Origin of the sequence: Amycolatopsis pithecellobii (genome assembly GCF_009707865.1) — a bacterium.
Lineage (GTDB): Bacteria > Actinomycetota > Actinomycetes > Mycobacteriales > Pseudonocardiaceae > Amycolatopsis_E > Amycolatopsis_E pithecellobii.
The window spans coordinates 66,603-80,439 of sequence record NZ_WMBA01000009.1 but is presented as its reverse complement, the minus strand read 5'-3'; the positions used below and the strand labels follow the sequence as shown (position 1 = coordinate 80,439).

12 protein-coding genes are annotated in these 13,837 nt (G+C 62.2%); 2 read left to right on the top strand and 10 right to left on the bottom strand.

From position 1 onward, the window contains the following. Positions 1-157: 157 nt before the first annotated feature. Genes GKO32_RS08800 through GKO32_RS38345 form a run of 4 tightly spaced genes read right to left on the bottom strand, consistent with a single transcriptional unit; the run spans position 158 to position 1,600 of the window. Complete coding sequence (locus tag GKO32_RS08800) at positions 158-595, bottom strand: hypothetical protein (RefSeq protein ID WP_154756298.1); 438 nt, start codon at positions 593-595, stop codon at positions 158-160. Next, positions 592-975, bottom strand: coding sequence for a hypothetical protein (locus GKO32_RS08795; protein ID WP_154756297.1), 384 nt, complete (start codon positions 973-975; stop codon positions 592-594). Before GKO32_RS08795 ends, GKO32_RS08800 begins: the two co-directional genes overlap by 4 nt. Further along, entirely contained in the window at positions 938-1,219 is a 282-nt protein-coding gene (locus GKO32_RS08790) for a GntR family transcriptional regulator (protein WP_154756296.1), read from the bottom strand. The genes GKO32_RS08795 and GKO32_RS08790 overlap by 38 nt, the downstream gene beginning before the upstream one ends. A 3-nt stretch (positions 1,220-1,222) precedes the next feature. Beyond that, on the bottom strand, positions 1,223-1,600 hold the full coding sequence (locus GKO32_RS38345; RefSeq protein ID WP_208024332.1) for a hypothetical protein: 378 nt from the start codon (positions 1,598-1,600) through the stop codon (positions 1,223-1,225). Positions 1,601-2,134: 534 nt separating this feature from the next. Here GKO32_RS38345 and GKO32_RS08780 point away from each other — a divergent pair. Next, positions 2,135-3,007, top strand: a complete 873-nt coding sequence (locus tag GKO32_RS08780; protein WP_208024331.1) for an NsdA family TPR-like regulatory protein — start codon at positions 2,135-2,137, stop codon at positions 3,005-3,007. A gap of 374 nt (positions 3,008-3,381) precedes the next feature. Next, positions 3,382-4,761: a hypothetical protein gene (locus GKO32_RS08775; RefSeq protein WP_154756295.1), complete on the top strand. Its 1,380-nt coding sequence runs from the start codon at positions 3,382-3,384 to the stop codon at positions 4,759-4,761. Between the two features lie 444 nt (positions 4,762-5,205). On the opposite strand, the gene GKO32_RS08770 is transcribed toward GKO32_RS08775, so the two are convergent. From GKO32_RS08770 to GKO32_RS08745, 6 genes are all read right to left on the bottom strand, one after another. Further along, the gene (locus GKO32_RS08770) at positions 5,206-8,574 is read right to left on the bottom strand and encodes a DEAD/DEAH box helicase family protein (RefSeq protein ID WP_154756294.1); all 3,369 of its coding nucleotides are present in this window, start codon (positions 8,572-8,574) and stop codon (positions 5,206-5,208) included. Between the two features lie 3 nt (positions 8,575-8,577). Further along, a complete protein-coding gene (locus GKO32_RS08765) occupies positions 8,578-9,744 on the bottom strand; it encodes a restriction endonuclease subunit S (RefSeq protein WP_208024330.1) in 1,167 nt (388 codons plus the stop codon). Next, positions 9,741-11,213 (bottom strand): type I restriction-modification system subunit M, encoded by a 1,473-nt coding sequence (locus tag GKO32_RS08760; protein WP_312867710.1) that lies wholly within the window; start codon positions 11,211-11,213, stop codon positions 9,741-9,743. Before GKO32_RS08760 ends, GKO32_RS08765 begins: the two co-directional genes overlap by 4 nt. A 399-nt stretch (positions 11,214-11,612) precedes the next feature. Next, positions 11,613-11,747, bottom strand: coding sequence for a hypothetical protein (locus tag GKO32_RS39695; RefSeq protein WP_281353786.1), 135 nt, complete (start codon positions 11,745-11,747; stop codon positions 11,613-11,615). Between the two features lie 1,018 nt (positions 11,748-12,765). Then, the gene (locus GKO32_RS08750) at positions 12,766-12,984 is read right to left on the bottom strand and encodes a helix-turn-helix transcriptional regulator (protein ID WP_154756293.1); all 219 of its coding nucleotides are present in this window, start codon (positions 12,982-12,984) and stop codon (positions 12,766-12,768) included. Next, positions 12,968-13,825: a DUF2637 domain-containing protein gene (locus GKO32_RS08745; RefSeq protein WP_154756292.1), complete on the bottom strand. Its 858-nt coding sequence runs from the start codon at positions 13,823-13,825 to the stop codon at positions 12,968-12,970. The genes GKO32_RS08750 and GKO32_RS08745 overlap by 17 nt, the downstream gene beginning before the upstream one ends. Positions 13,826-13,837: the final 12 nt, after the last annotated feature.

The window sequence follows — 13,837 nt, the reverse complement described above, 5'->3', positions numbered from 1 at the left end:
TGAACGACCTGACGCGGCAAGGCGCCACCGTCCAAAGAGGCCCCGTCAGGTATGCCCCAGGATGGCGAAGTCAGCCCGCCGATTCACACCGGAATACCCACACGGCGGGCTGGCCCCGGGCTTCCGGCCCTTCATCGGAGAAGGGCCGGAAGTCTCCTTAGGTATCGGTGGGTATCAGAGCCGGGGCGAAACCCAAGAGCGCCTGCAACCCTGTCGCTGCGGCGATGACACCATCCAACGACGCGAGAACCGCCGCATAGCGAGGTGTGCCGTGGTCGAGCGCCGTAGCGCTGTCGACAATGGTCGACCGCACGTCGTGCAACTGCTTGAGCTGAGTGTCAATGATCGGGCTCAACGCGGGAGTCGACCCGTCCGGCGCTTCCCCCTCGATCATCGTTTCCACGGTCACAATGGCCGCTGCGAGGTCAGTCCGGCTCAAGCCACCCGCACGGAGAATGTTCTGACCCACCGTCAGCAGGAAACAGCCGAGCCGTCGTAAATCCGTCGTCGCCTCCTCGGCAACGTCCTGCCGCTTGGTCAGCGGAAGAACGACGGTATCGATCACGGTCTCCAGATGTTCCAACTCCAGCGTCATGACTGGCCCTCCGATACAGCCGGGACGCGTCGCTCGGCGAAAACCGAAACAGTGATTCCGCCCAAGCGCCAGGTACGAGCCTTTCGCCGGATCTCGTATGCGCGAGATGGTGGTTCCCGCAGTCGATCAGCGAGAACGGACCTGACGGCCAGCGCGGCGTCTTCCAGGTTCCTTGTGTCAAGCTCGGGGACTTCGCTCAGGACATTGACACCGGTCTCCAGGAGGTAGTCACCGAGCCGGGCGAACTGATCTATGGCCTCGTGGCCGTCATCCTGGCGTTCGGCGAGCGTGTGGTGCTCCTTCTCCAGCACTTTGCCCAGTCGGTACATGTGTTTGGGCAGATCAATCACCGTCCAACCTTCCTTGTCGCTGGGCGACATACGTTCCCTTCGACGGGATGGTCACAACAAGCCCACGGACACGGAGCAGGCGCGTGGCATGCCGAGCCGTACCGAGCGCAACGCCATACTCAGCCGCCAAACGCCGCTCGGACGGAAGCAGCGTGTTGGGTGACAACTCGCCAGCTTCAATACGAGCAGCCAGATGCTGCGCCATCACTTCGTAGAGATAGCCGGGCGGACCGTCGAGTTGATAGATCGACTTCAACGCGGACACATCCGCCATCTCTCAACCCTCCACATTGGACTGCTCGCCAGGAAAGGTGATCGTCGCCTGTGAAAGACGCTTACCCACCCGGTCAACCAATTCAGCAAGAAGCTCAACCTGCGCCTCTAGGCCAGTCAGACGGCTCACGATCAGGTCCCCGTCTGTGAGCACCCCTTCAGCGTTATTGATGGGAGCGTGACGCAAGCACGCCTCACATGGCATGCCCGCGACCCCGTCGAGCAACTCCAGGTCGCCCGGACCGAACGCTTGCCCACAGCACGCCCGCGCGAGTAAAGCCCGATTCCGCGCCTCCGGCACGTACACAAGGTGCGTCACGCGTTGTCGCTCCCCGACAGTGCCCTCAACCGGCCGTGCCAGCAGCAGTCGAGTCAAACTCATAGGCCCCTCACCTCTCCCCGCCAAGGTTCAATCAGCCGACGTAGTCACTGTCGACAATGCATGTCTAGCAGCGACTATAGTTACATGAGAACCAATATCAGCTTGCCAATCAGCGCACCGGTGCGGAAGGCCAACAGCGGGCCAACACGGGGACAGATCGCGGCACGCCGCGGGGAGGAGAGGACCGACGGTGACGAACGGACGCAACCGCGGGCGCGCGCCCCGCACGGTACTCGAACAAAAGATCTGGGAGCGGGAAGAGACGCTCGCGGAGTTCGTCGAGTACGCCGAACGGTTCGCCCGTCAGGTCGGCGAACGCGGGACACTGAGCGAGCGAAACCTCAAACGGTTGATTGCAGGGCGTAAGCCAGACGGATCTCGTATCGGGACCCCGGGCGCAGCAACCTCACGCCTACTTGAGCGCCTTTTTGGCGTCAGCATCCACGAACTCCTGTCCCCACTTGCGTCCACATCGGACGAGCCGTACAGGGAAGGAGAGCAGGAGCTACACCGCATGCTCAGCACGGCCGACGAGTGGATGCATCAATCCTTGCGTTGCTTCATGATCAGCTTGATGCGATTCGCCGAATGGACAGACAACTCGGCGCGCCGGTCACTCGCGAAGAAGTCGACGCGAAGATTCGGCAGGTCGCCCTTCTTCTGTCATCAAGTCTCACGCCGGGAACTCGCCAACAACTCGCTACGATCCGCGCCGAACTGGGCACGCTGGCAGGCTGGCAAACCCTCGATCTTGGGCGCCTACACGAATCGTGGCGACAGTACGAAAGCGCCAAAGCAGCGGTGAATGAATCGGGCGATGATGAGTTCAAGGCCCACACGGAAGCAGAGCAAGCCTTTGTCCTAGTCGATCTCGGGAAGGCTGATATAGCTGACGACCTGCTCTCAACCACTCGCGCCAGAGTCGAGAAATCAGCAAGCCGGTTATTACGCGCATGGTTGGCCGCCGCACACGGCGAAGTCCTTGCGGCACGTGGCCAACACTCAGCAAGTCTCCGCGCATTTGATCACGCCAGCCACCTTCTACCCGCCGATGGCCCCACCAACGCCGGTCCATACGTCGTTTTAGACGACATCCACCTCGCCCGATGGCGAGGACATGCTCTCGCGCGCATGGGTGACGCGGAGGCGGTCGAGGTGCTAACAACAGCCCTCGGCAACATGGACCGTTCCTTCACGCGAGCCGAGACAAGCCTCCGTGTAGACCTCGCAACTGCGCTAGGCGCTCAAAACGAGTACCAGCAAGCGGCGCAGCAGATCGCAATAGCAAACGACCTCACGGATGGGATCGGCTCGGTGAGACAGGCTCGGAGGATTGGCCGCTTGCACGCGAAGGTCACGGCAACGCACGGCAGTCCGACTGACAACTCAACGGGTAACAGATTGTAGCAACCTTCATCATTACAGTAAGGGCGCGTCTCATTTGGATCTTGAGCGCGTGTGGGTCGTGATCATCCATTGTGGTCGACGCAGGCCCCGTACCTATCCTTGCGTAGCCCGCCGAGTGTCCAGTCTTAAGACTGCTGAGTATGGCGGAGAGGTGGAAGTCGGCGGTGATGAACGACGCCGCACCGGAAATGACACCTCGTCGTAGCCGAACAGGAAACTGAGCTTTTGCCTCGTTCGCCGGGACAGCTTCGGGTTGGCGCAACGACCTCGCAAAGTCTCGTAACGCTGGTTCGATCTGAGAACGCGCCGACAAGCATGACCAGGAACCCGGCCGTATGCCCAAGGAGTTGGGTCGTTCAGCTAGAGTCGATCTCATGACCGAACTCGATCTGACTCGTCTTCCCAAGGGCCAGCGCGAGTGGGCCGAGTTCATCGCGGCACTCGGCATGGTGGACGACCGCGCCGAACGCTACTTTTTGGAACTGAAATCCGACGTCGACCTGACCACCGAGCCCGGCCGAGCGAAAGTAGCGAAGTTCATCCTCGGTGCCGCCAACCGCCTACCAGAGCGTGCTGCACGTCGCTTCGGCGGTCACGCCTTGCTCGTGCTGGGTGTGGCAAAAGACGCGGTGACCGGAATTCCCTTCTTCGAGGCCAAAGACCTGGAACGGACTGTCAGGAAGTTTGCCAGCGCGGATGCCCCTGGCTGGGACTTCGAGCGTATTCGTGTCGATGCCGTTCACGACGTTATCGTGGTCGTCGTCGACCCGCCCCGGCACGGCGATCCGGTGTGGACGTGCCACAAGGATGGCCCTGAAAACCTAAAGGATGGTGGAATCTACGTCCGTACGGATGGCGAGACCCGCGAGGCCAAAGGTGACGAGGTGCGCGTCCTGCTCAACCGCGCCCGTCAAGTCCGGCACACCGCGGATCTTGCTGTGACCATTGTCGGTTCTGCAATTGCCGCTCCAGACGCGTCGGCTGCACTAGATCAATATCGAGGCGCACGCAAACAACAACTGCTCGACGCCTACCGCGATGCTCACCGTAAGGCTTCCGGCTACAGCGACATCATAGTTTCCCAAATTGTCGCCGCAACTATGCGGCCCGAGCCACGAACATACGACAAGTACGTGGCCGAAATCGAACGCTGGGAAGAACAACTCGGCGAGTCGTGGCCGGAAGCCGTGGATGACGTCGTCAGTCGAGTGTGGCCATGTGTTCGAGTGCGCATCCAGAATTTGCGACGTACCTTCCTCGAAGGCGTCGAGTTGACCATCCACCTTAACGGCGAGGTGCGCGGGCTACACCGAGTACAGACCGACGACGCAGGTATACGAAAACTCCCAGCACAGCCACGTACTTGGGGACCACAGGCGCTCGCGGAAAGTCTACTGTGGAGAGATCCGTCAAACGTTGTTCAGATGCCGTACTTTCCACCAGTTGCGAATGACGGCAACGGCTCGGTTTCCTTCACCAACGGCGGATCCGTCGATCTCACGTTGCCGCTCAGAGAACTGCGACCTGAGGGAACTTTTGAAAGCAGCAACGGCCTGGTTCTCGTGGTCGACGATCCGACGCTGAAGCGCATCGAAGCCACTTGGAGGGCTACTGCGCGCGGTCATCATGACGTCTACGAGGGAGCCCTGTCTGTCGCCGTCGACCGCGAGCATGACCTTGGGCCAGCGATCCGCAAAATGATCTCGCCCGGCCTTAACGAGGACCACGACGGATCGGACGACCGCCAAGACTAGCGGCTGAGATCCTGCACTCACCGCCGAAGCTGGATCATGCTCGTCACCAACCACTACAGCATGCTGTGGGCGTGACTTTGGGTGCGAACCCCTCACTTGACGCCTCTTTCGCACCCAACCACGACCCTCGGTCGAGCATCGACGCAGGTAGTCGCCCCACGCCCCGCTGGACGGGTGCCATAATCCCTTGACCGCAGCCTCGAGCCCAGCCCGGCGCACGAGGTTGATTTCGGGAGACAGGTTCTCACAGTTCGCGCATTTGATCTTTAAATGAAAGCAGCTGCGCTGCGGCGGACATAACGAAGCAAGGCAGCATTTAGCCACCGTCGAACCGGGGGCTCACTCGCCGCCGCCATCGGCTCTGCGCGCCGGTTTGTCCGGAGCACCTAAATTCGAGCGCCGTTATCGGCCAGAGGGTGCTGCAAGCGACAATAATGTTATGCGTTAGGCAACGTTAGCCGGGAGGGCTGTGCGCCTGATCCACTGGAGCGTGTCGACAATGATTTCCACGTGCTCGATGGGGAAGACGACGTCGATCCCGGTGGGCGCGTAGTCGGTGTATGGCGACTCGTAAAGCCGTCGCGGCTCTACGACCCCGTTCGACGTCAGCTCGTCGATGATCATGTTGACGATGCGGATCTGGTCCGCGGTGAACCGCCCACCGTCGAGGTAGTCGGCAAATGCTTCTTTGGCGGCCGCACGGTCGAGCCCGACCAACGAGCGGATGAACAAGCCGAGGCCCCCGGTTCGCTCAGCGGCAGACTCCAGCTCGTCACGCTGCCCTACCCCGCAGGACAGCAGCATGTCCTCGAGCGACATCAGATCCTCGGGTGTGAGCTGCTTGTTGCGGCGCAGCCGCTGCAGCGCGACATGATCGGTGTGCTGCTCGAGACACGCCATCACCTTGACGCGGAAACGTTCTAGGTTGATGCCGGGAGCAGTTCCGGGCAATGTGACCTCGGTCGGCGCGACGAGTTCGTCGGTGAAATCGGCGTACACCGGATCGCGCTTGCCTGGCTCGACCAGCCGTACGAGGGCCCGCAACCGCAGCCGTGCGTGTTCGAGCATCGACAGGGTGACATCGACCCACCACTGATCACCGGCAACGGCCTCGATGAGTTCGCGATGTTCCGTCACGGACGGGATGGACGGGACCATGCGCAAGAGCGCGTCGGCAACGTCCTGGACTTTCTCTCGCACCCTTTCGGCAGTCGCGACGTCTCCTTCGACCTGGGCAAGCTGGCGGCGCAGAATGAGCAGGTCGAATCTCTTCGCGTCTTCATCCTCATCCCTGTTCGCCGAGGGCAGGCCGGCGAGTTCGCGCACCGCTACGGTGCGCTCGTCGGACAACGGCGATATCCACGCGTCCCGATCGGCGAACCGCTCGACGGCGTGGCGGTGCGGCCGCACCAGCACATTGTCGAGGTTCATCCCGGCAACGAACTCGTGCAGCGTTGCCGCCGTGCTCTCCCGGAGTCCGGCCTCAAGCCCGTGATGGTCGAGCGCAGTTACGACGTCAAGCCGCGCCTCGAACAGCCTCTGCGACAATGACTTCTGCACCGCCCCTTCGACGGTCGGCATGCCATGGCTGAAGAACTCGAGGTTGCCGCAGAAGTCGAAGACGAGGAAGTCCGTCTTGTTCTTGCCCGGCCCGAAGAGATCGGGGCGTAGCCGGGTGCCACGTCCAATCATCTGCCAGAACTTCGACGTGGTCCATACCGGCTTGAAGAACACTAGGTTGACGACCTCGGGCACGTCGATGCCGGTGTCGAGCATGTCCACGGAGATTGCGATGTGCGGTGCCTTGTCGGCTTGTGAGAAGTCGTCGATAAGGCTTTGCGCATACGGCGTGCCGTGCGTGATTGTGCGCGCGAAAGTGCCGCCGTACTCGGGCCATTGTTCGTCGAAGCGCTTTTGGATGAACTCGGCGTGCCGCTGGCTGATCGCAAAGATGATCGTCTTGCCGAGACGGTCGCCACCGGCAACTTTGTAGCCGCTCTCCATGAGGGTGGCGAGGACTTTGTCCACGGTGTCCTTGTTGAACAGGAAGCGGTTGATCTCCTGGGCGTCGATCTCGGTGGGGGTTGGTGTCTCCTCGCCCCAGTCGAGCGCGTCCCACTCGTCCTTCTCCTCCTCGGAGAGGTCCGCGTACCGGATGCCCTGGCGGAGGAACTTGGTTCCGATGGACACGCCTTTCGGTGGCACGAGCCAGCCGTCGTTGACGGCGTCCTCCAGCGAGTAACTGTCGGTGGGCACGCCGTCCTCAAGGTTGAACAGCCGGTAAGTGCTGCGGTTGACGTCGTCCTTCGGCGTGGCGGTGAGGCCCAGCAGCGGGCTGTCGAACAAATCGAAGATGGCGCCGTACTTCGCGAACACGGACCGGTGCGCCTCGTCGATCACGACCAGGTCGAAGTAGCCCGGCCCATACTTCCGGACACCGTCCAGCTCGTTGATCAGGTTCAGCATGGTCGGATACGTGGACACGCATACCCGCGCGTCGACGTTCTTCTCCGTCACGAGGTTCACGACGGGCACCGACGGCAGTTGCTGCTTGAACACGTTGACGGTCTGGTTGACCAGCGCAGTGCGATCGGCGAGGAACAGAACCCGCTTGGCCCAGTTGGCTTTCATCAGCTGGTCGACCAGTGCGACCACGGTACGGGTCTTCCCGGATCCGGTGGCCATCACAAGCAGAGCCTGACGCTGCTTGGCCTCGAACGCGGCCCCGACAGCCTTGATCGCGCTTTCCTGGTAGGGCCGCCCGGCGATGTCGCGGTTGATCGGTGCGGTGGATAGCGGCTGCCGGGTCAGTCTGCGCTGGATAAGCAGTTCCAGCTCGTCTCGCGTGTAGAAGCCTTGGATTTCGCGTGGCGGGTACCCGGCCGAATCGTCCCAAATCCAGTGTTCGTAGCCATTGGTGTAAAAGATTACCGGGCGGCGGCCGAACTGGTTTTCCAGGCAGTCGGCGTAGAGCTTGGCCTGGGTGCGACCAACTTCAGCGCTCTTGTTGGTGCGCTTTGCCTCGACGACCCCTAGCGGCAGGCCGTCCGCGCCCCACAACACGTAGTCGACGTAGCCCAGCCCGCCGTCCGGGGGCATCCCGGTGACCGGATACTCTCGGTCGCGGTCGGCGTCAAGTGACCAGCCTGCCTCGCCCAGCAATACGTCGATGATCAGGTTTCGGGTGTCGGCCTCGTTGTAGTCTCGGTCGTCGGTGGCGGTCTTGGCCGCCTGCGCGGCCTCGATCTGCTCCCGGAGCTTGGCGATCTCGGCCTCGTGCGCGCGAAGCAGTTCATCCTTCTCGGACAGTTCCTTCGCACGCGCCGTGTCCTGTGCAGCGAACTTCTCTTCGAGCCGCTTGACCTGATCGTGCGACAGCGGCGCTGAGGTGCCTGCCAGCTCCGGGTCGAACGCGGCCTCGACCGGGACCGATTGCGGATTCGGGGAGTGGTGGAAGGCAGCCCAGATCAGCACATGGTGCAACTCCCGCAGCACGGCGGTCGCCACGTCCGGGCGAACCGCGCGGGTTTCGTGCACCGCCGTGTTCCCGGCCAGGCGGATGAGGTTGAGTTTCTTGGTAATCGCCGGCCCGGTGACCGCCTTGAACGCCGCGTCGTGAATGTGCGCGTTGAGATCCTTCTTGTACGGCTCCTTGAGGCCGACCACATCGAAGAGATACTTGACCAGCCGCTCGACCGCCCGGCGGCTGTAGAAACACGCCGAACGCGGATCGGTAGCCAGATACGACTCCGCCTTGGCACAGTCGTCGCGCACAACCGGCAGAGCAGCCCCGACGAAGTCGAAGTTCCCCATCGTCTAAAGCTCCCCCTGAAACGCCCGACCCTGCAAAGACGCGAAGAGTTCATTGTCTGCGTCCAACGCCCGCCGCACAAGCGCCCGTTGAACCTCGACCTGATAGGCGCGAGCAGCGAACTCCCGCTGGGACCCCAGAGGCGGCACCGGCACAGGCATCTCCTTGATGATGCCCATGTTCAGTCCATCCATGACTGATCCCTTGGTCTGCCGATGCAGATGGACGCGGGACTCTGGGTGCCACAAGAAACATCCCCGAAGAAAGATCGGATCAAAATTCTCGCGATCAACAGTGACAGCGCAGATGTGCTTTGTGTTTATCGCCGTGGTTATGTTCTCGGGAACTACGACACACCGACCCGTGGTTCCCATGATGCTGATCAGTACATCACCGGGAAGTACTGTGTAACGTTTGAGTTTCTCGTACTTCGCATCGGTGATGTAGCGACGCTGAGCCCACCTGAATTCGTTGGCGACTACGTTATCCAACCCAAGTACGGCGACGGCACCGTCGTCGACAAACTCGCTGTGGAGCAGTTGGCTTCCAAAAGGCCCTGTCCGCATGCGGATGGCTATGTGTTCGACAGTCGTAGTCACAGGCGCCTCTGCGAACATGCCTCGGAAGATGGACTGGGTTAGGGCGTCGAGGTGGGCGAGGACCTGGCGGCGCTTGGCGCGGATGGCATCGGCCTGATCAAGAATCCCAGCAATCCGCCGTTGCTCATCAAGACTCGGCACCGGAACCCTCAAGTCCCGCAGGAAGGCCGCGGGTACTCGCCGCTGGCCAGCGCTGCCGGTCATTCGCAATTCACCACTGGCGCGGATCGCCGGCTGCCGTAGAAAGTGCAGTAGATAACGTTCGTCTAGTTCTACACCCGGACGAACCACGTGAAATTCGGTGGATCCGACTCCGATCTTATTGTCCAGTCTGGCTTGGCCAATCTTGCCGTTTTCCCAGCACGGCGTGATCTTCGCAGCGAGCACATCGCCGTCCCGGAAGATCGTGTAGCCCTTTGACACCTCTGCGAACAGTCTGGTCTCCAATGGCCTCGCTACAGCTTGCTCGGCATCGAGCTGCGCCATACCAACGAAAGAGACACGCTCATGGGCGGCGACCGCGTCACCACGTGGGTTGATCAACGCGACGTCACCAAGTTGAGCGCTATTCATGACAGCCTCGCCTTCAGTTCGGCCATGCCTTTCGCGATCGCGTCGTTCAGCGTCTCTATTTCGGCGATGATGCCCACCGGGGGTCGATGTTCTACCTCGTCGTGGACAATCTCCTTATAGCGGTTGATCGACAGGTCGTAGCCCTGGGCGGCGATCTCTTCCTTCGGGACAGTGAAGGACTTCTCCGTGCGTGCGCGGGCTCGTTCGGTGGTGGCGTGGGCCTTCCAGCGTTCAAGGACGTCGGGGAGGTCGTTGGCCTCCACCGGATTTCGCTTGTCGTCCAACGAAAGGCCGTCGGCCTGAACGTCGTAGAACCAGACCTCGTCGGTGCCGCCGTCGTTGGTCTTGGTGAAGCAGAGGATCGCCGTCGACACGCCAGCGTACGGCTTGAACACCCCCGACGGCAGCTTCACCACAGCGTCGAGCTTCTGGTCCTCGACCAGCGTTTTCCGCAGGTCCTTGTGTGCCTTCGAGGAACCGGTCAGCACTCCGTCGGGGACGATCACCGCGGCCCTGCCGCCGATCTTGAGCAGTTTGAGGAACAGTGCGAGGAACAGCAGCTCCGTCTTCTTGGTCTTCACGGCCCGCTGCAGGTCCTTCGAGGTGGTCTCGTAGTCCAGCGATCCCGCGAACGGAGGATTGGCCAGGATCAGGGAGTACTTCGCGCTGTCCTCGCTGGCACCTTCAGACAGCGAGTCGCGGTAGCGGATGTCCGGTGACTCGATGCCGTGCAGCAGCATGTTCATACTGCCGATGCGGAGCATGGTGGAGTCGAAGTCGTAGCCGTGGAACATCGACCGGTGGAAGTGCTTGCGCTGACTTTCCTTGAGCAGCGCGTCGGAGTGCCGCTCTCGGACGTACTCCGCGGCGGCCACCAGGAAGCCGGCCGTGCCGCAGGCCGGGTCGCAGATCTCGTCGCCAGGATTCGGCGCCATCATCTCGACCATCGTCTTGATGATGTGGCGCGGCGTCCGGAACTGACCGTTCGTCCCGGAGGTCGCAAGTTTGGAGAGCAGGTACTCGTAGAGGTCGCCGTTAGTGTCGCGGTCCTCCATTGGGATGTCGCCGAGCATGTCGACGACCTTCGCCAGCAGCGCGGGCGTCGGGACGGTGAATCGGGCGTCCTTCATGTGCTCGGAGTACGTGGAGCTGTCCCCGCCGAGCGCGTTGCCGAGGCCGCGCAGGAACGGGAAGACCTCCTCGGAGACCACCTTGTACATCACGTCGGGGTCGTCGTTCTTGAACCGACTCCAGCGCAGGTGCTCGTCCTTGCGCAGGAAGATCGGGTTCTCGACCGGCTCGCGCGTGCGCTGCGCCTTGCGCTCCTTCAAGGTCTGCAGGTCGTCCAGCCGCCGCAAGAACAGCAGGTAAGTGATCTGTTCGATCACCTCGAGCGGGTTGGAAATTCCCCCAGACCAGAACGCGTCCCAGACCCGGTCGATCTTGCTCTTCAACGTACCCGTAATCACAGCAGGCAACTCTAGCGACTCCCTCTGTCGACCCCCAGCAGGTCAGGGTCGCCGTGCGTCCCGCAAACGTTACATCCTGCCAACGAGTCACCCGGAAGTCGATGTCCGTGGGTGCGAGTTTGGGTGCGAACCAGGGTCGAACAGCGCCTCTTTCGCACCCAAACACGACCCCAAGTCGAGCGTTATCCCAGGTAGTCGCCACACGTCTCACTGGACGGATGCCTCATAATCCCTTGGCCGCGGGTTCGAGCCCCGCCCGGCCCACCTGGATAGATGCCAGAAAATGCACTCTGACCTGGCCATAAGCTCACGATCGCTGATCTCGTGGACGGTGACTGTCAGTCGCTGTCCCTCGGCGTCTGTCAGCGTTCGCGGGACAGTCACGGGACAGATCGGAGATCACCACTCGCCCTCCAGCGCCGCGTCGATGAGGGAATTAAGACGATCGCGCTGCCCGTGGATGCACTTCGCGTAGACCTTCAGCAGCACATCGACCGAGCGCCCCGCCCGCGCGGCGACTTCCGTCGGTGGCACCCGGCAGGAGCGCGACGTGCATCGGCGGGATCGGCACATACCGTATCTCGTTCGGAGGGGGGTGCTTCAGGCCACGGCGATCGTGTACGTCGCCGGAGTCGGTCCACCTCTTGCCCGCGGAGGGCCGGCTCTCCCCCAGGGCAAGTTCGCCCCGCCCCGAGCGTGTGTCGCGGAGCGCCATCGCCTCGGCGGGACGTGCCGCCGTGTAGTACAAGGTGGCGAAGAACGCCACCAGCCGCGCGCCGCGTTTCCGGGTCGCGCCGACCAGAGTACGAGACAGCTGCCAAGAGCTCTCGCGCCTGCCGGGAACTCACCACCACACCCGGATCGACCTGCCCGATGGGTTTTGGCACCGAGTGCTTGACACGGCGGATGGGGTTGTCGGGCAACAAGCTCTCCTCCACCGCATAGTCGAGCATGTTGAACACAGCCGACCTCTTGCGCCTATACAACTTCGCCGCGACGGGAGTTCCGTCGAACTTGACGGTGAGCGCATCGAGCAACTCACGGACCACTGACAAGTCCGTAAGGTCGTAAATTGGGCGGGAGTGACGTTCGAGCCATGACACCGCTTCCTGGTGTTCCGGCGATATTGGCTGCGCCCGTGCCGAGGGGGGAAGTAGCTGACAGACCAGGGCGCGTCGCAGCATCCGCAGCTCCGGCTGCCCGCGGTCTGGTTTCACAAATGCCGCACATGCCGAGGCCAGGCCGTCGACGATGCCCGAGCGCGAGGTCGCCGCGACCCGCGGCCATTTCATATCCAGATACGACTTGCTCACCCCCAGCAAGGGCACCGAATTCTGTCGCTTGAGTTCGGACAGAGGGAGTCCGCTGTCGATGTCGAATTCCTGTCCCCGGCGCGCTGCTCGCATCAACTCTGTGCGCCGGAACTCTGCTGGTGTCTTGTTGGCAAACCAAGACGAGTGTTCCTTCTTGTCTGTCACCCAGCGGACGCCGTACGGGCGCCGTCAGCCGGGCTTTTTCTGGATCTGTCCAAAGCAGACGTTGAAAGTCGTGTTCATGCCGCCTGGTCCTCAAGAGACTCCAGCCAGGCATTGAAATCTTTGCGGTGGCAACGCAGTTCTCCGTTCGGCAGTGAGAAGCAGCGCGGCGCTTTTCCGGTCTGCCGCCACTTGTAGAAGGTGTCACGGGAAACGCGACCACCAAGAGCCGCCAGAATCTCGGGCACCGTCATGGGTTCGGTGAGGTGCCGAACGTTGTCAGGCTTGGCATTCATACTCGCTCCTGATTTCGCCTGTCCTTGATGGAATGTCTGAGGCGGCACGTTCCCCTGGTTGCCGGTCCCACAGTGCGAGGCGATCCGAGTCGCGGACCGCTCGAGCAAGGTCGCGCGAGCGTGCCGCGCTGACGTGGAGGGCTTTCCGGACTGTTTCCGCCAAGACCGGACGGCCTGTTTCGAACCAGTGCCGGCGATTCAGTTCCTTCGCCTGATCCAGTTTGTCGTCGGTCACATCGGCTTCGGAACCCACACCAGGATCCGAAACCCGCCGGTCATCGTGGTGATGTGGGTCGACAATGGGCAGTTGGTCGATGTGGTTACTGCGGCCTTCAACCCTTGAGCATGCCTCATTTATCCGTTCGCCCGTGCGCAACATCCAGACGATGTCCAGAGGCGCTTCGCGTCGCCGGCGTCGACCGTCGCGGGCGCGGAGTATGGCAACGGTGCGGCGAACCGCAAGTTCGGTCTCAATGGCCGTGTCGTAGTTGAGAATCCGCCACAACACCAGCCGGCGCCACAGCACCAATGTTGGCCACGGCGAGAGAACCCACCTCTCCCAGGGAATCGCGTCCCTGGCAACGGTGTTGGCGGGCGTGAATCGGCGCAGGAGCACCGCTCGGCCCGCCTCCACCATCGCCAACAGCATCACCGGGGCGGCGCAATGCAGGCCGACCGCCACGGCGTCCGGCCACGCCGCAGCCGCGTTGGCGACAACGGTGCCCACCATGAGCAGTCGCGCCACCTGACGCAGCCACGGCACAGCGTAGTCGCGCAGCCGCCAGTACGGCGGGCTGGTGACCGCCCGGGGAAACCGTTGCGTGGCGAGTTCTTCGTGCATCGCTCTCTCCGG

Excerpts from the sequence above, each read along its gene's own strand:
- GKO32_RS38345 (WP_208024332.1), bottom strand. The coding sequence starts at position 1,600 with ATGAGTTTGACTCGACTGCTGCTGGCACGGCCGGTTGAGGGCACTGTC.
- GKO32_RS08750 (WP_154756293.1), bottom strand. The coding sequence starts at position 12,984 with ATGAATGCCAAGCCTGACAACGTTCGGCACCTCACCGAACCCATGACG.
- GKO32_RS08765 (WP_208024330.1), bottom strand. The coding sequence starts at position 9,744 with ATGAATAGCGCTCAACTTGGTGACGTCGCGTTGATCAACCCACGTGGT.
- GKO32_RS08800 (WP_154756298.1), bottom strand. The coding sequence starts at position 595 with ATGACGCTGGAGTTGGAACATCTGGAGACCGTGATCGATACCGTCGTT.
- GKO32_RS08795 (WP_154756297.1), bottom strand. The coding sequence starts at position 975 with ATGTCGCCCAGCGACAAGGAAGGTTGGACGGTGATTGATCTGCCCAAA.
- GKO32_RS08790 (WP_154756296.1), bottom strand. The coding sequence starts at position 1,219 with ATGGCGGATGTGTCCGCGTTGAAGTCGATCTATCAACTCGACGGTCCG.
- GKO32_RS08770 (WP_154756294.1), bottom strand. The coding sequence starts at position 8,574 with ATGGGGAACTTCGACTTCGTCGGGGCTGCTCTGCCGGTTGTGCGCGAC.
- GKO32_RS08775 (WP_154756295.1), top strand. The coding sequence starts at position 3,382 with ATGACCGAACTCGATCTGACTCGTCTTCCCAAGGGCCAGCGCGAGTGG.
- GKO32_RS08745 (WP_154756292.1), bottom strand. The coding sequence starts at position 13,825 with ATGCACGAAGAACTCGCCACGCAACGGTTTCCCCGGGCGGTCACCAGC.